The organism is Roseibium polysiphoniae, assembly GCF_014842925.1.
GTDB classification, from domain to species: domain Bacteria; phylum Pseudomonadota; class Alphaproteobacteria; order Rhizobiales; family Stappiaceae; genus Roseibium; species Roseibium polysiphoniae.
The window spans coordinates 40,476-61,938 of the sequence record NZ_JACYXJ010000008.1 but is presented as its reverse complement, the minus strand read 5'-3'; the positions used below and the strand labels follow the sequence as shown (position 1 = coordinate 61,938).

Annotated in this window: 20 protein-coding genes; 15 read left to right on the top strand and 5 right to left on the bottom strand. The window is 58.1% G+C overall.

Annotated elements, in window-relative coordinates:
* Positions 1 to 9: 9 nt before the first annotated feature.
* The 7 genes from IG617_RS20935 to IG617_RS20905 all read left to right on the top strand — a co-directional run bounded on the left by IG617_RS20935 (position 10) and on the right by IG617_RS20905 (position 6,017).
* A complete protein-coding gene (locus tag IG617_RS20935) occupies positions 10 to 246 on the top strand; it encodes a twin-arginine translocase TatA/TatE family subunit (protein WP_192111188.1) in 237 nt (78 codons plus the stop codon).
* A gap of 60 nt (positions 247 to 306) precedes the next feature.
* Complete coding sequence (gene tatB, locus IG617_RS20930; protein WP_192111187.1) at positions 307 to 732, top strand: Sec-independent protein translocase protein TatB; 426 nt, start codon at positions 307 to 309, stop codon at positions 730 to 732.
* Positions 729 to 1,523, top strand: coding sequence for a twin-arginine translocase subunit TatC (gene tatC / locus IG617_RS20925; RefSeq protein WP_153769301.1), 795 nt, complete (start codon positions 729 to 731; stop codon positions 1,521 to 1,523). The genes tatB and tatC overlap by 4 nt, the downstream gene beginning before the upstream one ends.
* 69 nt (positions 1,524 to 1,592) lie before the next feature.
* Complete coding sequence (gene serS, locus IG617_RS20920) at positions 1,593 to 2,867, top strand: serine--tRNA ligase (protein ID WP_192111186.1); 1,275 nt, start codon at positions 1,593 to 1,595, stop codon at positions 2,865 to 2,867.
* On the top strand, positions 2,867 to 3,625 hold the full coding sequence (gene surE, locus IG617_RS20915) for a 5'/3'-nucleotidase SurE (protein WP_192111185.1): 759 nt from the start codon (positions 2,867 to 2,869) through the stop codon (positions 3,623 to 3,625). The genes serS and surE overlap by 1 nt, the downstream gene beginning before the upstream one ends.
* A gap of 22 nt (positions 3,626 to 3,647) precedes the next feature.
* The gene (locus IG617_RS20910) at positions 3,648 to 4,340 is read left to right on the top strand and encodes a protein-L-isoaspartate(D-aspartate) O-methyltransferase (protein ID WP_192111184.1); all 693 of its coding nucleotides are present in this window, start codon (positions 3,648 to 3,650) and stop codon (positions 4,338 to 4,340) included.
* Between the two features lie 174 nt (positions 4,341 to 4,514).
* Positions 4,515 to 6,017: a M23 family metallopeptidase gene (locus tag IG617_RS20905; RefSeq protein ID WP_192111183.1), complete on the top strand. Its 1,503-nt coding sequence runs from the start codon at positions 4,515 to 4,517 to the stop codon at positions 6,015 to 6,017.
* 76 nt (positions 6,018 to 6,093) lie between these two features.
* On the opposite strand, the gene IG617_RS20900 is transcribed toward IG617_RS20905, so the two are convergent.
* Complete coding sequence (locus IG617_RS20900; RefSeq protein ID WP_192111182.1) at positions 6,094 to 6,966, bottom strand: ATP-binding protein; 873 nt, start codon at positions 6,964 to 6,966, stop codon at positions 6,094 to 6,096.
* A gap of 238 nt (positions 6,967 to 7,204) precedes the next feature.
* Between IG617_RS20900 and yajC the strand changes: the two genes are divergently transcribed.
* From yajC to IG617_RS20875, 6 genes are all read left to right on the top strand, one after another.
* A complete protein-coding gene (gene yajC / locus IG617_RS20895) occupies positions 7,205 to 7,537 on the top strand; it encodes a preprotein translocase subunit YajC (RefSeq protein WP_153769295.1) in 333 nt (110 codons plus the stop codon).
* Positions 7,538 to 7,615: 78 nt separating this feature from the next.
* Positions 7,616 to 9,226 carry a protein translocase subunit SecD gene (gene secD, locus IG617_RS21755; protein WP_254170668.1) on the top strand — a complete coding sequence of 537 codons (1,611 nt, stop codon included), beginning with the start codon at positions 7,616 to 7,618 and terminating at the stop codon, positions 9,224 to 9,226.
* Positions 9,227 to 9,241: 15 nt separating this feature from the next.
* Entirely contained in the window at positions 9,242 to 10,201 is a 960-nt protein-coding gene (secF, locus tag IG617_RS21750; RefSeq protein WP_254170667.1) for a protein translocase subunit SecF, read from the top strand.
* Positions 10,202 to 10,209: 8 nt separating this feature from the next.
* Positions 10,210 to 10,587 carry an Mth938-like domain-containing protein gene (locus IG617_RS20885; protein ID WP_192111181.1) on the top strand — a complete coding sequence of 126 codons (378 nt, stop codon included), beginning with the start codon at positions 10,210 to 10,212 and terminating at the stop codon, positions 10,585 to 10,587.
* Between the two features lie 27 nt (positions 10,588 to 10,614).
* Entirely contained in the window at positions 10,615 to 11,466 is an 852-nt protein-coding gene (locus tag IG617_RS20880; protein ID WP_192111180.1) for a phytoene/squalene synthase family protein, read from the top strand.
* Between the two features lie 130 nt (positions 11,467 to 11,596).
* Positions 11,597 to 13,522: a mechanosensitive ion channel family protein gene (locus tag IG617_RS20875; protein ID WP_192111179.1), complete on the top strand. Its 1,926-nt coding sequence runs from the start codon at positions 11,597 to 11,599 to the stop codon at positions 13,520 to 13,522.
* Positions 13,523 to 13,570: 48 nt separating this feature from the next.
* Here IG617_RS20875 and trmFO read toward each other — a convergent pair whose 3' ends face one another.
* Positions 13,571 to 14,986 carry a methylenetetrahydrofolate--tRNA-(uracil(54)-C(5))-methyltransferase (FADH(2)-oxidizing) TrmFO gene (trmFO, locus tag IG617_RS20870; protein WP_192111178.1) on the bottom strand — a complete coding sequence of 472 codons (1,416 nt, stop codon included), beginning with the start codon at positions 14,984 to 14,986 and terminating at the stop codon, positions 13,571 to 13,573.
* 204 nt (positions 14,987 to 15,190) lie between these two features.
* On the opposite strand from trmFO, the gene IG617_RS20865 reads away from it, so the two are divergent.
* A complete protein-coding gene (locus IG617_RS20865) occupies positions 15,191 to 15,823 on the top strand; it encodes a hypothetical protein (protein WP_192111177.1) in 633 nt (210 codons plus the stop codon).
* A 134-nt stretch (positions 15,824 to 15,957) separates the two neighbouring features.
* Here the strand turns inward: IG617_RS20865 and IG617_RS20860 are convergent, their stop codons facing one another.
* From IG617_RS20860 to uvrA, 3 genes are all read right to left on the bottom strand, one after another.
* A complete protein-coding gene (locus IG617_RS20860; RefSeq protein WP_192111176.1) occupies positions 15,958 to 16,107 on the bottom strand; it encodes a DUF1127 domain-containing protein in 150 nt (49 codons plus the stop codon).
* Between the two features lie 470 nt (positions 16,108 to 16,577).
* Positions 16,578 to 16,727 carry a DUF1127 domain-containing protein gene (locus tag IG617_RS20855; protein WP_153769289.1) on the bottom strand — a complete coding sequence of 50 codons (150 nt, stop codon included), beginning with the start codon at positions 16,725 to 16,727 and terminating at the stop codon, positions 16,578 to 16,580.
* 221 nt (positions 16,728 to 16,948) lie between these two features.
* Positions 16,949 to 19,912: an excinuclease ABC subunit UvrA gene (gene uvrA, locus IG617_RS20850; protein ID WP_192111175.1), complete on the bottom strand. Its 2,964-nt coding sequence runs from the start codon at positions 19,910 to 19,912 to the stop codon at positions 16,949 to 16,951.
* A gap of 653 nt (positions 19,913 to 20,565) precedes the next feature.
* On the opposite strand from uvrA, the gene IG617_RS20845 reads away from it, so the two are divergent.
* Positions 20,566 to 21,129 (top strand): single-stranded DNA-binding protein, encoded by a 564-nt coding sequence (locus IG617_RS20845; RefSeq protein ID WP_192111174.1) that lies wholly within the window; start codon positions 20,566 to 20,568, stop codon positions 21,127 to 21,129.
* Positions 21,130 to 21,463 lie beyond the last annotated feature (334 nt).

Below are 21,463 nucleotides of genomic sequence, written 5' to 3'. Positions count from 1 at the left end.
GTTTGGCGTATGGGCATTAGTGTTTGGCAGATCTTGATCATCGCGGTGATCGTTATCCTGCTTTTTGGACGTGGCAAGATCTCCGATCTTATGGGCGACGTCGCCAAGGGTATCAAAAGCTTCAAGAAGGGTATGGCGGAAGACGACACGGCTTCCAGCACGCCTGAAGCTCCCAAGACGATTGATCATCAGGCCGGCGAACCCGTCGCCGCCGAAAAGGCCGAAGACCAGTCAAAGGCGAGCTGATCTCGCTGTGCCTTTGAGCAAACCTGCTTCATCCCTGTAACGAACGGGTCTGGACCCTAGATGTTCGATATCGGATGGACCGAGCTTATGGTGATCGCCTGTGTGGCGATCATCGTCGTCGGTCCGAAAGACCTCCCGCGCATGTTGCGAACCCTTGGCCAGACGATGGGCAAGGTGCGTCGCATGTCGCGCGAATTTCAGTCGACTTTCAATGACGCGATCCGTGAGGCCGAGAAACAGGCTGACATCGCTGACATGAAGAAGCAGGTCGAGGACGTTGGCAATTTCAATCCTCTGGGAGACTTGAAAAAGTCCATCGAGGACGACAAGCCGGTCGCAAAACCCATGGCTGATCCCGTCCCGCCGACGCCGTCAGCCACGGCCGCACCGGCGTCTCCAGAAAAGACCGCACCTGCTGCGCCTGCAGCAGATACGCCACCGGCCGCCGAAGCGGCCAAGCAGGCACCGGAAGATAGCAAGGCATGAGCGACGAAGATATCGATGCCTCGAAGGCGCCCCTGATCGAACATCTCGTCGAGCTGCGTCAGCGGTTGATGAAGTCGGTGATCGCGATCATCCTGATGTTCATCGTCTGCTTCTATTTCGCCACCGATATCTACAACATCCTCACGGTGCCGTATCTGCGCGCCGCGCCGGATCCGACGGCTGTGCAGATGATTTTCACGGCACCGCAGGAATGGTTTTTTACGCAGTTGAAGCTTGCACTGTTCGGTGCGCTCTTCCTTGCGTTCCCCGTGGTCGCCAGCCAGATCTACATGTTCGTGGCACCTGGCCTCTACAAGGAAGAAAAAGGGGCGTTTCTGCCGTTTCTGGTCGCAACGCCAATCCTCTTCGCGATCGGCGCCTGTCTCGTCTATTTCCTGATCATGCCCATGGCGATGGGGTTCTTCCTGTCCATGGAACAGACGGGGGGCGAAGGGCAGGTAGCGATCCAGCATCTGGCCAAGGTCAGTGAATATCTCGGCCTGATCATGGTCTTGATCTTTGCCTTCGGCCTGGTCTTTCAGCTGCCGGTTGTGCTGACGCTTTTGGGCCGGACCGGGCTGGTTTCCTCGGAAGGTTTGAAGGACAAGCGCAAATACGCGATCGTGGCAGCCTTTGCCGCAGCTGCCATTTTGACGCCGCCTGATCCGATCTCGCAGATCGGTCTTGCACTGCCGACGCTGCTTCTCTACGAAGTCTCCATCATTTCCGTTCGGCTTGTCGAGCGCAAGCGTGCCGCACGCGAGGAGGCGAGGGAGGCCGAAGAGGCCTGATCTCGCCACTGACCATGCAACCGGCGCCGCTTGTCAGGCCATCACCTCAAGCGTCGCCCGGGAAGCACGATGTTCGATATCAAATGGATCAGGGATAACAGCGAAGCCTTCGACAAGGCACTTGCACGTCGGGGCTATAAGGCCTCGGCCGGCAATCTGATCGCCCTGGACGATGCCCGCCGATCTCATGTGACCAAGCTTCAGGAAGCCCAGGAGCGGCGCAACGCTGCCTCCAAGGAAATCGGCAAGGCGATGGCCGCCAAGGATGAAGCGAAGGCTCAGGCCCTCAAGGATGAGGTCGCCGGGATCAAATCCTTCATTCAGGACGGTGAAGCCACTGAGCGCGAGCTTAATGCCGCTCTGGAAGCCGCCATGGCGGTCATTCCGAACCTTCCCCTTGACGATGTGCCCCAAGGCGAAGACGAGGCGGACAACGTCGAGCTGCGGATCGTTGGTGAAAAGCCGGTGCTGGATTTCGTGCCGAAGGAACACTTCGAGATCTCGGGCGCCGAAGCAGGTCTGGACTTTACGACGGCGGCCAAATTGGCCGGCTCGCGTTTCGTCCTCCTGAAGGGCCAGATCGCGCGTCTTGAGCGGGCCATCGGCCAGTTCATGATCGACCTGCACACCCAGGAGCATGGCTACATGGAAGTGTCGCCGCCGCTTCTCGTGCATGACACCGCTCTCTTCGGAACCGGCCAGTTGCCGAAGTTTGAAGAAGATCTCTTCAAGACCAATGGCGATCACTATCTCATTCCGACTGCAGAAGTTCCGCTGACCAATATGGCAGCCGGTGAAATTATGCCGGAAGAAGCCCTGCCGATGCGCGTGACTGCGCTGACCTATTGTTTCCGTTCGGAAGCGGGCTCAGCGGGCCGCGACACACGCGGCATGTTGCGTCAGCATCAGTTCATGAAGTGTGAGCTGGTTTCGGTCACCAAGCCGGAAGAGTCTCTCAATGAACTGGAACGCATGCTCGGTTGTGCGGAAACGGTGCTAAAAAAGCTTGGCCTGCATTACCGCGTGATGACGCTTTGCACAGGCGACATGGGCTTTGGAGCACGCAAGACCTATGACATCGAGGTCTGGCTGCCCGGTCAGGACACTTACCGCGAAATTTCGTCCTGTTCGGTCTGCGGCGACTTCCAGGCCCGGCGCATGAACGCGCGCTATCGCCCGGAAGGTTCGAAGCAGCTCGGTCATGTCCATACGCTCAACGGCTCAGGTGTTGCCGTTGGCCGCGCGCTGATCGCCGTGCTGGAGAATTACCAGAACGCTGACGGCTCGATCACCGTGCCGGACGTGCTGCGTCCCTACATGAATGGTCTGGAGACGATCGGCTGATGCGCATCCTGATCACCAACGACGACGGCATCCATTCACCCGGGCTGACCGCGCTTGAACGCATTGCCCGGACCCTGTCCGACGATATCTGGGTGGTGGCGCCCGAAACCGATCAGAGCGGTGTCGCCCATTCCTTGACCTTGAGCGATCCCTTGCGCCTGCGCGAGATTTCGGACCGGCATTTCGCCCTGCGCGGCACGCCGACCGATTGCGTGATCATGGGCGTGCGCAAGGTGCTGCCGGGCATGCCGGATCTGGTCCTTTCGGGGATCAACCGCGGCCAGAATCTCGCCGAGGACGTGACCTACTCGGGTACGGTGGCCGGGGCGATGGAAGCTTCCATCCTCGGCATTCGTTCCATTGCCGTGTCCCAGGCCTACGACTGGGACGTGGGGAGTGAGCCGAACTATGCCACCGCCGAGGCTCATGCGCCGGAGCTGTTCAAGAAGCTGATTGATTTCCCATTGCCGCGCCACACGCTGCTGAACGTGAACTTCCCGGCCTGCGCCGCCGAGGACGTCAAAGGCATGAAGGTGACGGTTCAGGGACATCACGAGCAATCTGGCCTGACGATCGACGAGCGCCGCGATGGCCGCGGTTATCCCTATTTCTGGCTCGGTTTCCAGGACCGCGGCAAATCGATTCTCGCCAACAGCGATCTTCATGCCGTCGGTGAAGGCTACATTTCTGTCACGCCGCTCCGAATCGACCTGACAGCACATGATATGGTCGAGCAACTGGCCGGTGCGCTGGTCTGAACAGGGAAGGGGATGAACCATCATGACTGATCTGTCGCCGATGCAACTCCCCTCAGATCCCCTCAGCGTCGAAACAGACGAAGTCCAGGCACGCGCGCAGCTTGTTTTGGCGCTGCGCGGTCACGGCGTTGGTGACCGGGCAGTCTTGTCCGCCATCGAGCGAGTACCCCGGCGCCTGTTCCTCGCAGCCGTGCACCACAGTCTTGCCTATGAGGATTCGTCCCTGCCGATTGAATGCGGTCAGGTGGTGCTCGCGCCTTCCTTTGTGGCCCGCATGGCCCAGGCGCTGAAGCTTGAATCAGGTCATCGCGTTCTCGAGGTCGGAACCGGCTCCGGATATCAGGCAGCCGTGCTGGCGCATTTGGCGGGACAGGTCGACAGCATTGATCGATACGCGACGCTGGCGAGCCTTGCCGGTCAACGCACCGCCGCTCTCAAGCTCTCGAATGTCCGCATTCATGTGGGCGACGGCATGGAGGGCCTGAAGCAGAAAGCGCCCTTCGATCGAATCGTTTTGACGGGTGCCGTTGAAGAAATCCCGGAAGCGCTCCTGTCCCAATTGGCCCCTGGCGGCATTCTGATGGCGCCTGTCGGTCTGTCCGGAAAGCCTCAGATCATGACACGTGTCACACGAGGTGAGGACGGCGACCAAAGCGAAGATTTGGAAATCGTGCGAATGGTCAGCCTCATCAAAGGCGCGGCAGAGCGTCTGTAACGGCTCAACTGTCTTACCTGATACGCATTGGCTCCGCGTTTGATTTTACCGCGGTTCAGCTGTGGTTTCGCGCCGCTCGCGAGCAACTTTCCCTGCGTTCTTAGTTCTTTGTAAACCTTACTGGTTTCTACTCTTAACCATAACGGAAACAGTAGTATTGGTTTGAGTAGAGCGATGATCAAGCGGGAGCGCACCCTCCGCAGTGACCTCATTTCAAGGGTTGCTCTTGTATCACTGACCGCAGGAGTTCTTGCGGGGTGTAGTGCCGCGACAGAGCGCTTCGGCGAAGCTCCGATCTATACCGGCGGCACCACCAATCAGCGGTCTATCTTGGCCAATGGTGAGCAGCAGCCGACCTACAAGGACATAGTCAATGGTCCTGGCGGAACGGCCGCAGGTCTGCCGCCTGCATCCAGCCAGCCGCTGACAACGGGTTCGATTCCTGACAGCCCGAGCCGTGTGCCGGTTGCGGCAGCTCCGTTGCCTGCTGTGGCGAAAGCTCCGACCTATACACCACCTGTTTACAAAGCCCCGACTTACCAGGCCCCGACCTACGAAGCACCGGTCGCCAGTGCGCCGGTCGTGACAGCTCCGGCTCCTGAAATTGCCGCCAGTGCACCAACGACATGGCGTGGCTGGAGCTCTGTAGGCGGGACGCGCATTCCAGTACGTTCGGGCGATACGGTCACCAGCCTCTCGCGTCGTTACGGCGTCCCGGTGAAGGCCATCGTTGCCGTTAACGGTATCGAAGACCCCGCTCAGGTCCGTCCCGGTCAGACCATTGTCATTCCGACCTATGTCTATTCTGACCGCAATGGCTCTTCGAGTGCGCCGACAGCTGACGACAAGCCGATCAAACCGACCAAGATTACACGTCTTCCTCAGCGTGCCCCGACGCGTGACCTTCCTGATGATCAGATCGTGACAGGGTCTGTTCGTCCGGCGCAGACCATCACGGCCTCTGCGCCATCGCCTCATCGCAAGCCATTCCGTCAGCCAAGCTTTGCCGAAGTGAAGAGTGGAACGGTCGCCAACGATGCAGCGCCAATCCGCATAAGTGCAGCTCCTCGCTCCAAACCGTCTGTTGTTCACACGGGCAGTGTCAGCGCGCCAGCACAGGTCTCTTCTGTCAGCGGAAACGTGCCGACACCGGCAGCAATGCCTGGTCGCTCGGCCAATACGCCGAGCGCAGCCGTGGTCTCAACAACGCCAGCGGTCGTCCAGAAAGATGTGAAGCCGACTGCGCCGATCCAGCGCCCACAGGTGGTCGCCAGTGTAGATCCAGTGGTCGAGAGCGGCCCGAATTTCCGCTGGCCGGTTCGTGGCCGGATCATCTCGGAGTTCGGCACCAAACCGGGAGGCGCTCGCAATGACGGCGTCAATCTGGCCGTTCCTGAGGGAACCCCGGTAAAGGCGGCAGATTCGGGAACAGTGATTTACTCGGGCAATGAGCTCAAGGGCTATGGCAATCTGGTACTGCTGCGCCACCAGGATGGCTGGGTGTCCGCCTATGCTCACAATTCGAAGCTGAACGTCAAACGTGGCGACTCGGTTTCACGCGGTGAAGTGATCGGTCTGGCCGGTGCGACCGGTTCTGTGTCCCAGCCCCAGGTTCACTTCGAGCTGCGGCGCGGCAACAAGCCTGTCGATCCGATGCGCTATATGCCGAAGACCTGATTGTTTCTTCATATCAAGAAAAAAGGCCCCGGAAAATCCGGGGCCTTTTTCATTTTCAGTCCAAAGCGCGTGGCGGCTAGTCAAGTTTTTGTCCGAGCCGCCCGGCCAGGTCCTGAATGAATTGATAGGCTACACGACCTGAACGGCTTCCCCGCGTGGTTGCCCACTCGAGGCCCTGGGCCCTGAGGTCCGCGGCGTCCAGATTCAGGCCGTAGTGGTCCGCATAGCCATTGACCATCTCCAGATAATCGTCCTGGCTGCATTTGTGAAACCCGAGCCAGAGCCCGAAGCGGTCGGACAGGGAGACCTTCTCCTCCACAGCCTCCGACGGATTGATTGCCGTGGAACGCTCATTCTCCATCATGTCGCGTGGCAGAAGATGGCGCCGGTTGGACGTGGCGTAGAAGAGGACGTTCTCCGGTCGGCCCTCGATCCCACCTTCCAGCACCGCCTTCAGTGATTTGTAAGATGTGTCGTCGTGATCAAAGCTGAGATCATCGCAAAATATGATGAACCTCTGGGATGCGTCCCGGATCTGTTTCATCAGCGCCGGCAGGCTTTCGATATCCTCCCGGTGGATCTCCACCAGCTTGAGCGCATTGTCCGTCAACTCGGCGTTTATGGCGGCATGTGCCGCTTTCACGAGTGACGATTTCCCCATGCCCCGCGCGCCCCACAAGAGCGCATTGTTCGCTGGGAGGCCCGAGGCAAATCGGCGGGTGTTGTCAAGGAGCAGGTCACGCACACGTGAGACCGAGCACAGTAACGCAATGTCGACCCGGTTCACCTTCTCGACGGGAACCAGCTCTTCAGGGTTTGCCGTCCAAACGAACGCGTCGGAGGCAGTGAAGTCCGGAGCGGAAGGCTCCTGGGGAACAGCCCGCGAAATCAACGCGATCAGGGAATCGAGTTTTTCATTAAGAGAGGTCAGCTCGGAACGCTCGGACATTTGCTCTTGTAACCTTTGTTCTTCGACCCACTTTGGGGTCTGACAGGGCGTTCATGACGAGTAGCACGGGCAATGCATCTGGAAAACGCCGCTTATTCGCAAAGCGGTACGCCTGAAAGCGTCTGCTTTACTTGAAAACCGGAGCGCCGCCGGTATAGTCCGGCCACTGGAATTTGGCGATTTTCGCAAGGGAGCCCAAAAGGGGTGCCTGGTGAGATTGGCCCTTGAGGAGAATTTGATGTTTATCACCCCAGCCTATGCGCAATCCGGAAGCCCGCTTAGCCCGGACTTTCTGATGTCGCTTCTGCCGTTCGTGCTGATCTTCGCGATCATGTATTTCCTGATCATCCGGCCTCAGCGTCAGCGCATGAAGCAGCATCAGGAGCTGATTGCGAACCTGCGCCGCGGCGACACCATCGTGACCACTGGCGGTCTGATCGGCAAGGTTGCCAAGGTGGTAGACGATTCAGAGCTCCAGGTTGAACTTTCCGAGGGCGTCAAGGTTCGCATCGTGCGCTCCATGGTCCAGGAAGTTCGGTCCAAGTCGGAGCCGGCTAAAGAAGGCGCATAACGCTACCTTCCAAGCCAGGAAAAATGCTCCTGCGCCGGGCCGGTTCGCCGGCCTGGCTTCCCAAGACAGGCTTTCGTCATGCTTTATTTTGCCCGCTGGAAGATCGCGTTGATCGCCCTTGTGGTCGCTGCTGGTGTCCTCGCCACGCTGCCGAACTTCTTCTCCGCCAAGACCGTTGAGAGCTGGCCCGATTTCCTGCCCAAGAGCCAGATGGTTCTCGGTCTGGATCTGCAAGGCGGCGCCTATCTCCTTTATGAGATCGACCAGCCAGACTACATCCAGAAGCGTTTCAAGACATTGGTGGGCGAGATCCGTGCCTCGCTACGCGAGCAGCCGCGGATCGGATACACCGGCCTCGGTGTTCAGGGCGAATCTGCACAGGTTCGTATTCGGGATCTGGATCGCCTGGAGGATGCACGTGAGCGCCTCGCCGAGTTGGTCAATCCGCTTGTGTCGTCAGTCTTCGGCGGCCAGCAGGTCAATGAGTTTGACTTCGAGATGACCGACGATGGCCTGGTCCGCTTCACCTACACGGATGAAGGCCTTTCCCAGCGGATGCAATCGATTGTGGAACAGTCGATTGAGGTCATTCGCCGCCGCGTCGATGAACTCGGCACGACCGAGCCGAATATCCAGCGGCAGGGCTCTGATCGTATCCTCGTGGAAGCCCCGGGTGAAAATGATCCCGAACGCTTGAAGGATCTGGTCGGTCAGACCGCGCAGCTCACCTTCCACATGGTAGACACCTCCATGTCCGGCGATCAGGCGATGCAGTCGCGTCCGCCCGCGGGCACTGTGGTGATGATGTCGGTAGATGATCCCCCCATTCCCTATTTGCTGGAAGAGTCGCCTCTGTTGACCGGCGAAGACCTCGTCGATGCGCAGGTCACCTTCGATCAGCGCAACAACGAGCCGGTCGTAAACTTCCGGTTCAACACCTCCGGCGCGCGCAAGTTCTCGGTCGTGACGCAGCAGAACGTCGGCCGTCCCTTTGCCATTGTTCTGGATGAAGAGGTGATCTCCGCACCGGTGATCCGTGAGCCGATCACGGGTGGATCCGGTCAGATTTCCGGCAACTTCACCGTCGACGGTGCAAATGACCTATCCGTGCTCCTGCGCGCAGGCGCGCTTCCCGCCAAGCTGACTGTGATCGAGGAACGGTCCATCGGTCCTGGTCTTGGAGCAGATTCGATTGAGGCCGGCAAGCTTGCCTCGACGATCGCCGGAGCAGCGGTGGTTATCTTCATGCTGCTGTCCTATGGACGGTTCGGCCTGATTGCAGACATTGCGCTCGCGGCCAACATCTTCCTGATCTTCGGTGCCCTGACCATCTTGCAGGCAACGCTGACCTTGCCCGGTATCGCGGGCATTGTCCTGACCATCGGTATGGCCGTTGATGCGAACGTGCTGATCTTCGAGCGTATTCGAGAAGAGGCGAGGGCAGGCAGATCGGCCATATCGGCCATTGATGCGGGCTACAAACGTGCGCTTGGAACCATCGTCGATGCGAATGTGACCACGCTCATTGCGGCGTTGATCCTGTTCCAGCTGGGCTCGGGTCCTGTACGCGGCTTTGCCGTCACGCTGGCCATCGGGATCTTCACCACAGTGTTTTCCGCCTTTACCTTCAGCCGTATGATGGTCGCCCTCTGGGTGCGTCATCGCCGGCCGTCGAAACTCCCAATCTGATCCGGAGAAGAAGAAATGGCATTGCTCCGACTTGTTCCGGATGAAACCAGCTACCGCTTCATGTGGTGGCGCAAGATAAGCTTCCCCCTTTCCATCGTGCTGGCGGTAGCTTCGATCGCGGTCTTCGTGACCATCGGTCTGAACTACGGTATCGACTTCAAGGGCGGCACCGTGATCGAAATGAGGACGGAAGGACCGGCCGACATCGGCGCCATCCGCTCCGAGCTGGGCACGTTGAACCTGGGCGATGTCCAGGTGCAGGAATTCGGGTCTCCCGAAGAAGTGCTTGTGCGCATCGAAGAACAGCCCGGCGGCGAACTTGCGCAGCAGTCGGTTGTCGGCAAGGTGCGTGCGGCCTTCGAGGATGACAACATCGACTTCCGCCGCGTCGAGGTCGTCGGACCGCGTGTTTCGAGTGAGTTGGCTCGCGCCGGCGCCATCGCCGTCGCAGCGTCCCTGATCGCGATCCTGTTCTACATCTGGTTCCGCTTCGAATGGCAATTCGCTGTCGGCGCGATCTTGACCACTGCGAACGACGTCATTGTCACGATTGGTCTTTTCGTCATCCTGCAGCTGGACTTCTCGCTGTCGTCCATCGCGGCGGTCCTGACGATCATCGGCTACTCGCTGAACGATACGGTTGTTGTCTATGACCGCATCCGCGAGAATCTCAGACGCTACAAGAAGATGTCGCTGACAGATGTTCTCGACCGGTCGATCAACGAGACCCTGTCGCGAACGACCCTGACGTCTGTGACGACGCTCCTTGCCCTGATTTCGCTCTGGATTTTCGGCGGTGAAGTGATCCGCTCGTTCACTCTTGCGATGATCTTCGGCATCGTGATCGGCACCTATTCCTCGATCTTCCTCGCAGCTCCCTTCCTGATTCTCCTCAACCTGCGTGGAGATGGAAAATCGCCGGATGGAGATGACGCGGAACCTGAGGCAGACGCCGATCCGGCCGCTGCGGCCTAGGAAACGTTATGGAAATCCGGGACGCGCATTTTCCGGGGCGGGCGCCGCTGGACGCTTATGGCGGCGGCGGCTTCCGCTTCGCAGGGATGTCTCATCTGGGATCCATTCTTTGCGTTCCATCGGGAATTCACGGGTGGAACGCGGCCGGCTTCGAAGATCTCGATATCACTGCCTTTCAGCGGTTTTTCGATGAGCAGCAAGATATCGAAGTCGTGCTCGTTGGAACCGGTAAGGATCTTCGGCCGTTGCCGGCAGATCTGAAACAGGCCTTCCGGGATGCCGGGATGATGGTCGACAGCATGTCGACCGGCGCGGCGGTCCGGACCTTCAACGTGATGTTGTCGGAAGAGCGCGCCGTTGCGGCGGCGCTTCTCGCCGTGGACTAAAAGGGCGCCAGCGCCATATGAACAGCCATGAGCAGTAACTTCGATCACGCGCGAGATCTGGTTTATGGCCAGGATCGCGATCGCTATCTTGCGGCGCTTTTTGCGGCTGAGGCGACGCGTCCCGGGCTCTTGGCGCTTTATGCGTTCAACACCGAGATTGCCCGTGTTCGCGATCTTGTCAGCGATCCCCTTCCTGGCGAGGTCCGGCTACAGTGGTGGCGCGATTTTCTTCAAGGCACGGAACACGGCGCCGCAAACGCCAATCCCGTGGCAGCGGCGCTTGCTGAGACGGTCGAACGGTACCAGCTGCCCAAAACCGCGCTTGTCTCGATGATCGATGCGAGGGTTTTCGACCTCTATGACGATCCGATGCCGAGCCTGAATGATCTGGAGGGCTATTGCGGCGAGACCGCATCGGCGCTGATCCAGCTGGGTGCGATCATTCTCAACGAGGGCGCGGACCCGGGCACAGGGGAAATTGCCGGTCATGCCGGTGTCGCCTATGCGCTCTGTGGTCTCATGCGCGCCTTGCCCTGGCACGCCGCACGCGGTCAGATGTATCTGCCAGCGGACCTGCTTGCGCGCCATGGCGTCGAAACGCAGGCTGTATTCAAGGGTGAAACAACACCGGAACTGATGGCTGCGCTTAATGAGCTTCGGTCCCACGTGCGGCATCATCTTGGCCGTGTCCGCGCATCGGTTTCGCAAATCCCTGCCAATGTTGCGCCCGCATTCCTGCCGCTGGCGCTCGTTGAACCTTTCCTGAAAAAGATGGAAGCGCCCGGCCACGACCCACTCAAAACGCCGGTCGAGCTGTCGCAACTGCGCCGCCAGTGGGCGCTCTGGCGCGCCGCGCGCAAGTCGCGTTTTCATGTCTAATTTTGCAGGATATTACGATCAGAAAGATGCGGAGGGAAACTATCCGTAACCTTGGCTTTAGGTCTTCCTGTTAAGCGTAACCTTCGAGTCTTCTGCGTGGTCAGCTTCCTCGCAAATCTTGAGGGTATCCATGGGTCCACTTGCTCCCACTTCCAGCTTTCGAAATGCAGTCTCTGCATTTCTCTTTTTCGGAATCCTCCTGACGGGATGGTTTCCTTGGCAGTCGGACAATCTGGCTTTTGCCCAGGAGACGGCCGCGAAAGACGACCAAGACGATCAATCAACCGATGATGAAATCGTTCTCGAGACAACTTTCGATCTCAAAACCTATCTTCGAGAAAACCCTCTTGCGCCGCCGGATACCAGCAGCCCGCGTGCCAGTCTGGAAAGCTTTATTTTGCTTATGAACCAGGCGGAGACTGTCTGGCGTGATGTGAGGATAAAATTTTACGAACGCAATGAGCGCTTTCTGAGTGATACTGAGGAGTTGAAACTCCAGCAGGTTCGGGCTTTGCTCGACAAAGCTAGCGGTGTTTTTGATCTGTCGGGTATTCCCGAGACTGCGCGAGATCGTGCTAGCCTCGAAATCGTACTACAGTTTCAAGAGATACTCGATCGGATCTATCTTCCGAACATAGAGGATGTTCCGGGAGCTGCCGCGGGATCGTTTCTGAATTCCAAGGCTATTGCCGAGTTGCCTGAGCGTTGGACAATTCCCGGGACTGATCTTGTCTTTGAGCGGACTAGAGTTCCGGGGGCAGGAAGCCGGTTTTTGATGACTCGAGAGTCCGTCGCGCAGATTCCCGAAGATTATGAATTGATCAAGGCTTTTGCGCCACGCACTGACAATGGTGACGATCTTTACGCCTATTATATCTACACGCCCGGTAATCTGGTTGCGCCCAAATGGTACAATATGATTAGCGCAGGCCCGTCGTGGCTCGGTCGTCATATCTTATCCCAGGCCTATTGGCAGTGGATTGCATTGGTACTGCTGACGGTTATTGCTGTCTCGCTACCTGTCTTTCTGTCCCGTTGGGGCCGGATGCGCGCAGTTCCTGTTCTGGAATCGCGTCGTCGCCTTCGCTCTCTTCAGTTGCCGATTCTGATCATTGGAACGATCCTGGCCTATCGATATTTGATCGAGGATCAGGTCAATATCACGGGTAACACGATGGTTGCGGTGGGAGCCATCTCGACGGCTCTTGTCTGGACCTGTCTCGGGTGGCTGGTTTATCGCATAATCGACCTCGCCAGCGTCTGGATCATTCGTACTCCGGTGGGTGTCGGCCAACCTATGGATTCCAGTCTTCTGTTGACGGCTTTGAGGCTGTTGGGACTTGCGGCTGCCTTGATCATCACCGGATATGGGGCGACCCGTATTGGCATACCTGTTTATGGAGTGATCGCTGGCTTGGGCGTTGGTGGTCTGGCTGTTGCACTCGCAGCCCAGCCTACTTTGGAAAATCTGATTGGCGGCATTATTCTGTATGCTGACAAAATGGTGCGGGTGGGAGAATTTTGTGAATTCGACGACCTGTCCGGAACTGTTGAGGCGATTGGGATACGCTCAACGCGTATTCGGGCGCTGGATCGTACGATAATTACGATCTCAAATGCGGACCTGGCCAAGCGCAAGATCATCAATTACAGCCGTCGGGATCAATTTCTACTGCGCCACACGCTCGGACTTCGTTATGAGACATCTGAAAGTCAGATCTCTCAGATCATTGAAGCGATACGCAGCTATTTGGAAGCGCACGAGATGGTTGCCGAAGCGCCTTTGCGTGTACATTTTGTTGGCATGGCCGCCTATACGCTCGATGTTGAAATCTACGCCTATATCAAAACGAGCGACAGGAATGCGTTCTTAGCAACGCAAGAAAGCATGCTGCTCAAGTTCATGGAGATCGTGCACAGTTGTGGCGCAGATTTCGCGTTTCCTTCTTCGACGACCTATCTGGCGCAGGATGGCGAGCAGGAGGTGTCTTGGCCACCTGCTTCGCCAAAGCGGCAACAGGATACAGCTACGGGAGATCGTCAAACAGCTGCTTAGGATCAAAACCAATTCAACAGGAAAGAGACCCGATCAAGCTTGTTTGACTTATTCCGCAGCCTGCGGCGGTTCGAATGCCAAAATCCAGCCTTCGAAATCCTGCTTCGCGCGCTGGGTCATCGCGCCTTTCTTGGCGCGTGTCTTGTCCTTGCCCTTCAGCCGTTTGCCATCTGCATCGGTTTTGGGAGCTTCGATCGGCGGAAACAGGCCGAAATTGACATTCATCGGCTGGAATGACCGCGGCGAGCCTTGCTCCGTCTCACGGGCAATATGGCCCCCGGTGATATGACCAAGAAGAGCGCCCATGGCGGTTGTCTCCGGCGGGCTCTCGAAGGATTGTCCGAGCCGTTCTTTTGCAGCGAACAGACCGGTCATGCATCCGACGCTGGCCGATTCCACATAGCCCTCGCAGCCGGTGATTTGTCCGGCGAAGCGCAAACGCGGCTCAGCTTTAAGCCGCAGGCTGCCGTCGAGAACCTTCGGCGAGTTCAGGAATGTGTTCCTGTGCAGGCCGCCGAGGCGGGCAAACTGGGCATTCTCTAGGCCGGGAATCATCTTGAAGATGTCTCCCTGCGCGCCGTACTTCAGCTTGGTCTGGAAACCGACCATGTTGTAGAGCGTGCCGAGCGCATTGTCCTGGCGAAGCTGAACCACAGCATAGGCTTTGACATCAGGGTTATGTGCATTGGTCAGGCCCATTGGCTTCATGGGGCCATGGCGCAGTGTTTCCCGGCCACGCGCGGCCATCACCTCGATCGGCAGACAGCCGTCGAAATAAGGCGTGTTTTCTTCCCATTCCTTGAAATCGGTCGTGTCGCCTTCGATCAACGCATCGATAAAGGCATCGTACTGTTCCTTGTCCATGGGACAGTTGAGATAATCCTTGCCGGTGCCTCCTGGTCCAACCTTGTCGTAACGGGATTGGAACCAGGCCTTGGACAGGTCGACGCTTTCGAAGTGAACGATCGGCGCGATGGCATCAAAGAACGCCAGGGCATCTTCACCGCACCGCTCGAGCACGGCTTCTGACAGGGCTGGAGAGGTGAGCGGGCCGGTTGCGACGATGACACTGTCCCAATCTTCCGGGGGCAGGCCAGAGATCTCTTCGCGTGTGACCGTGATCAGGGGGTGGTCTTCCAGCGCCTTGGTGACAGCATCTGAAAAGCCATTGCGGTCAACCGCAAGTGCGCTGCCTGCAGGAACCTGGTTCGCGTCGGCGCAGGACATGATCAGGGAGCCAGACCTGCGCAACTCGTGATGAAGCAGGCCGACAGCGTTTTGCTCGCTGTCGTCAGAGCGGAAGGAATTGGAGCAGACGAGTTCTGCCAGACCTTCTCCCTGGTGCGCATCGGTCTTGCGCACGGGTCGCATCTCGTGGATCACGACCGGGATGCCCTGGCGCGCGACTTGCCAGGCTGCTTCCGAACCGGCGAGGCCGCCGCCTATCACATGGATGGGGTTCATTCTTTCGTCCTTCGGGAGTAATTGGCCGCGGGGTTTCGAGCTTGCTCATGTCAGCAAGGCTTGAAACGGCCTTCGCCGGCGCTTTTTCATGGCCCTGATTACAGTCTTGGCTCGCCTGCGGCAATGCCATCGTGCAAAATGACCAAAGGGAATGGACCGTATGCGCGACGGGGCGCAGAGCGGCGAGGGCCGGGGGAAAACTGGATGCGTATATTTTCCAGCAGATTTTGGATCGCGCCAGCGCTTCTGTGTCTCGGGCTGATGCTCGCAGGCTGCGCGGGGCAGGCCAACGGTGACGCCAATGGCTGGTATGATGGCAGCAAAGGCCTCGCACCCAAGGCAAATCGCATCTACGTCTGCCATGGCTTTGGCTGCGCCTATAAGACACCGGTCGATTTCTCGGCCCGGGACCTTTCCCGTTTGCGCTCTATCCTGGCATCAGGACGTCGGTCACCGGCAGGCGAACGCAAGGCGATTGCAAAGGCGGTGCAGTGGCAGGAACGGCGGGTTGCCGGCACGGTTGGGTCCGCCAAGGATGTGGGCGGGCTTGACATGCAAAATGCTGGCGTCCGTGGGCAGATGGATTGTATCGACGAATCGACGAACACGAACTCATTGCTGCTGGTCGCGCAACGGCACGGCTATATCAAGCATCATACGGTGAGTTCGCCAGTTGCTCGGGGCTTTTTCCTGGACGGCAGATACCCGCATGCGACAGCGACCGTTCGGGAAAAGAAAAGCGGCAAGGTCTACGCGGTTGATTCCTGGCCCGATTCGAATGGAAAGCCGCCAAGAATTTCCGAACTCTCCGTCTGGATGTCGCAGCGTTCAGGCTGAGGCTCAAGGCCAACTGAGGGTCTTAAATAGAAAACGCCTGCCGGTGGGAGGATCCGGCAGGCGTTGTTCTGCTCCGCGCTGCAAGCGGAGCGCACCAATCGGTTCCGTGGGAGGATCGGAACCGACGGGAGTCTTTAGCGCATGGAACCGCGCGCGTGACGGGCAATGTCTGCACGGCTAATGCCGAGGTCATTGAGTTCACGGTTGGAGAGCTGGGACAGCTCATCATAGGTGGTCCGGAAACGCTTCCAGTTTTGGTATTTGCGAACAACGGTATCGAGCATCGAAGTGGCCTTTCTATCTTTATGGCCATGGCTCCGCGGATCGGCGTCTGGCCCGTTCAAATCTTATGAGGGGTAGATAGGCCAGCATGATGCATTGCGGTAGAGGCCAAAACGCAAATCTGTTCTGCGTCCAACGCAGGTCATCGATTGTATTAATGTTTGAGCCATAGATAAAAATCCGGATACCGAACGTGAAAATAGATCCAGGTGTGAAAGCAACAGGCGTCCGGACATAAAAATACCGCCAAACCTTAATCAAGGCGGCGGTCTCGAATTTGCGCGAATACTGCGAAGAGATATCGGTTCAGTGCTGAATATTGAAACTGAGGCCTAGAAAAACGAACGCCCACCAGCGGGAGGAGGTGCTGGTGGGCGACGTTTTGACTTGGCGAGACTGGGAGGAGGGTGCCCCGCCGGTGTCACACGTCCCGGAGCCTGGGAGGAGGTGGCTCTTGGGGACGCGATCTCTATTAGACTGCGTTACGGCGCGCTACGAATTTGATCTCGTTGCGGTTGATGCCAAGGTCACGCAGTTCGCGCTGTGACAGGCGAGAAAGCTCATCGACGGTGCGACGGTACTTGACCCAGCTGCTGTACTTGCGAGCGACGTTGTCCAACATCTTACTGATCCTTTATACGGCGTCGCAACATTTATTTGTGCGCCGCGTCATCAATCTGATGAAGAAGATATAATTCGAGGGTCGAAATAAAAGAAGCGCAAATAGCGCATGACTGTCATGCGCTCAGTGCAATGCAACATAAGACTGTCACAAAAATGCGCAATTGAACAAATATTTTGCAATAGAAACAGGTATCTACCGCAAATTGCTGCATTGCGATATTACTCGGCTGCATCGGTGGCTTTTAGCGGCCGACGGTCGAGAAGCTCCGCAAGGAACTTGCCTGTGTAGCTGGCTTCGACGCGCGCGACATCCTCCGGCCGGCCGGTGGCGACAATCGTTCCGCCGCCATCCCCGCCCTCCGGGCCAAGGTCGATGATCCAGTCGGCTGTCTTGATCACCTCCAGATTGTGCTCGATGACCAGAACGCTGTTGCCCTGGTCAACCAGCTCATGGAGAACATCCAGCAGCTTTGCCACATCGTGGAAATGAAGACCTGTGGTCGGCTCATCCAGAATATAAAGGGTGCGTCCGGTCGATCGCCGTGACAGCTCTTTCGCCAGCTTTACCCGCTGCGCTTCACCGCCGGAAAGCGTCGTTGCCTGCTGTCCGACCTTGATATAGCCGAGGCCGACCCGCGCAAGGGTTTCCATCTTGTCGCGAACAGAGGGGACTGCCGAGAAAAAGCCGGCGGCTTCCTCAACCGTCATGTCGAGCACATCGGCAATCGACTTGCCCTTGAACTGGACCTCAAGGGTCTCGCGATTGTAGCGCTTTCCCTTGCAGACGTCACACGTCACGTAGACGTCTGGCAGGAAGTGCATCTCGATCTTGATGACGCCGTCGCCCTGACAGGCCTCGCAGCGTCCACCCTTCACGTTGAAGGAGAACCGTCCAGGCTGATAGCCGCGCGCCTTGGCCTCCGGCATGCCCGCAAACCATTCACGGATCGGGGTGAAGGCGCCCGTATAGGTTGCCGGGTTCGAGCGGGGTGTTCGCCCGATCGGGGACTGGTCAATGTCGATGACCTTGTCCATATGTTCCAGCCCGTCGATCCGGTCGTGTGGCGCAGGGTTTTCGCGCGCACCGTTCAGACGCCGCGCGGCCGACTTGAACAGCGTATCAATCAGGAACGTCGATTTGCCGCCGCCGGAAACACCGGTGACACAGGTGAAAGTGCCAAGCGGCACATCAACGCTCACATCCTTGAGATTGTTTCCCCTTGCACCCACCACGGACAGCTTGCGCTTCTTGTTGATCTTCCGTCGCTCGTCCGGCTGCGGGATGATCTTGGCGCCGGACAGATACTGCCCGGTCAGGGACTTGGGATTGGCCATGACATCAGCCGGTGTGCCGGTCGCGATGATCTCGCCGCCGTGTACGCCGGCGCCAGGGCCCACATCCACCACATAGTCTGCGGTCAACACGGCGTCCTCGTCATGTTCCACGACAATGACCGTGTTGCCGAGGTCTCTGAGATGTTTGAGCGTCTCGATCAGTCTTGCATTGTCCCGCTGGTGCAGGCCGATCGAGGGCTCATCGAGAACGTAAAGAACGCCCGTCAATCCGGAGCCGATTTGGGAGGCAAGGCGAATACGCTGACTTTCCCCGCCTGAAAGCGTGCCGGAAGAGCGGGACATGCTCAGATATTCCAGCCCGACATCATTGAGGAATTTCAGCCTGTCGCGGATTTCCTTGAGGATCCGCCCGGCGATTTCTTCCTGTTTTTGACTTAACTTTTCCGGCAGCTCATTGAACCAGAGCGCTGCATCACGGATGGAAAGTTCGGTTACCTGGCCAATATGCCGGTCGGCGATCTTGACCGCCAGGGCCTCGGGTTTGAGCCGGTAGCCGCCACAGGCCGGACAGGCATGGTCCGACTGAAACCGCGCAAGCTCCTCACGCACCCAGTTTGATTCCGTCTCGCGCCAGCGGCGCTCGATGTTGCCAATGACACCTTCAAAGGCCTTGGCGGCGCGGTAGCTGCGCACGCCGTCATCATAGACGAATTCGATCTTCGTCTTGCCCGTGCCGAACAAAATGCCGTCCTGAGCTTCCTTTGGAAGGTCTCTCCAGGGCGTTGCCATGGAGATATCAAAATGGTGGCAAAGGGCCTCAAGTGTCTGATTGTAATAGGGGGATGTCGAGCCGGTTTTCGCCCAGGGCAGGATCGCACCCTCACGCAGGGATAAAGATTGATCGGGCACGACTAAATCGGCCTCGAACGCCAATTTCGTCCCCAGCCCATCGCAAGTCGGGCAGGCGCCAAAAGGGTTGTTGAAGGAAAACAGCCTCGGCTCGATTTCCTCAATTGTGAAGCCGGACACCGGACAGGCGAATTTTTCCGAAAACACCAGACGCTCGTGGGTCTCGTTCTGGTTCTGCAAAACAGCACCTTTTGCGGGTGCCTCCAGAGGCTTGTCCGCAAACTCGGCGATCGCGATTCCGTCAGCCAAACCAAGCGCGGTTTCGATGGAGTCTGCCAAACGTCCCGCGATATCATCGCGCACGACTATTCTGTCCACGACTATATCAATGTCGTGCTTGTATTTCTTGTCCAGAGCAGGTGCTTCGGAGATCTCGTGGAAGGCGCCGTCGATCTTGACCCGCTGGAAGCCCTTCTTCATCAGCTCGGCGAGTTCCTTGCGGTACTCGCCCTTGCGCCCGCGCACGATCGGCGCCAGCAGGAAGAGCCGCGTGCCTTCTTCAAGCTCCATGATCCGGTCAACCATCTGGCTCACCGTCTGGCTCTCGATTGGCAGTCCTGTCGCCGGCGAATAAGGGATGCCGACGCGCGCGAAGAGCAGCCGCATGTAGTCGTAGATCTCGGTCACCGTGCCCACAGTCGAACGTGGATTGCGCGAGGTCGTCTTTTGCTCGATGGAGATGGCGGGAGACAGGCCGTCGATCTGGTCGACGTCCGGCTTTTGCATCATCTCGAGGAACTGCCTGGCGTAGGCCGAAAGGCTTTCGACGTAGCGCCGTTGACCCTCGGCATAGATCGTATCGAAAGCGAGCGAGGATTTGCCTGATCCCGAAAGGCCGGTCATGACGATCAGTTTGTCCCGCGGAAGGTCCAGGTCGACGCCTTTCAGATTGTGCTCGCGGGCCCCGCGCACGGATATAACCCGGGTCGGGTCAAATGCTGTGGCGCCGGAGCGGCTTCCTGAGGCGTTTTTGGTCATGCGGTAAACGTCCCTGATGTGACCGGTCGGGCGATGTTTGGCGCGGTCAATTCAAATGTGTGGGGTCTGCTCACGTTAGGAAACGGGCAGAAAGGTTCGATCCTGTCATTTAACGACGACCAGATCGCGTCGTTGCCTACGACGCATATAGCAACTTAGATCGCCTGCGCCACCATGGCATACGCGTATGAGATGGCTTCGATCCCCCGTTAGCCAACAGGCGCAGCACAAAAACCATCCTACGAATGGGAACATATGTGGAACGAAGCGGGCCGTGCAAGCAGAAAACGCTCTGCATCTTACACTTCCTGACAATTCCTGCTAAAGAAAACAAAAGAAGAACATTGTGCCTTTGAATTTGGCGCTTGCTGTTCGAAGTCTCTCGAGACAGGCGGCGGCAGGGGCTCTGGGAGGCAGTTCTGACCTGAGGGATCTGTTTGTCGGCTTGCAAAATACCCAGCACCTTGTGGAAAAGGACGTCTGGTGCGGGAAAACATCCCGCGACGACTGCCCGATCGGTCTAGGTTCGGGGGAATAACAGGAGCGAAGGATCGGCAAGCAGCGCCGCCGCGTCCGCACGTTGGCCAAGTTTGGCCTTCTGCGGACAGTGCGCACAAGCTGCAGGGTCGATCACGGACGAAGGAGTTTGCGTCATGGCGGGTAGCGTCAACAAGGTCATTCTGGTTGGAAACCTGGGAGCTGATCCCGAAATCCGCCGCACGCAGGACGGGCGCCCGATTGCAAACCTGCGCATCGCGACGTCTGAAACCTGGCGCGACCGCGGAACCGGCGAGCGCCGGGAGAAGACAGAATGGCACCGGGTCGTTATCTTCAATGAAGGTCTGTGCAAGGTCGCCGAGCAATATCTGCGCAAGGGGTCCAAGGTCTACCTCGAGGGCCAGCTTCAGACCCGCAAGTGGCAAGACCAGTCCGGGCAGGACAAATATTCGACTGAGATCGTGCTGCAGGGCTTCAACTCGACGCTGACCATGCTTGATGGCCGCGGCGAGGGCGGTGGTGAAGGCGGTGGTGGCTACGGCGGCGGATCAGGCGGTGGCTATGGTGGCGGCTCTGGCGGTGGCGACTATGGCGGTGGATCCGGTGGTGGTTCTGCCGGCGGATCCGGTGGTGGCTATGGAGGCGGCGCCTCTGGCGGCGGATATGGCGGCCCGCAGGGCGGTGGTGCCGGCCCTATGGATGATGAAATTCCGTTCTGATTCGACAATTCAGGTAAGAATTGGCCGGATGGGCATTAGCCTGTCCGGCTTTTTTGCATCTGGACGGCTGCCACTCATCGCTGGAAAGCGCCTCTGACCGCGGCATTTGGGTCACAGCATCGTGAAGCCGGCTGCTTGTTGTCATAAACGCCCTTAACCAACTGACGTGCATTGGTATAGTAAAGACGTTGAAGTTGGTTGTCGAAGCTTGCGTATGCGTTTGGCGTCGTGCTGCGGCAGGATCGGAAATGAGTGGGCTGTTTCCGGTTCGAAACTGAAAAAGTGAAATGCGGTCGTGTCGGGGCAGGCATGATGCGCGACAAATATTTCTAGA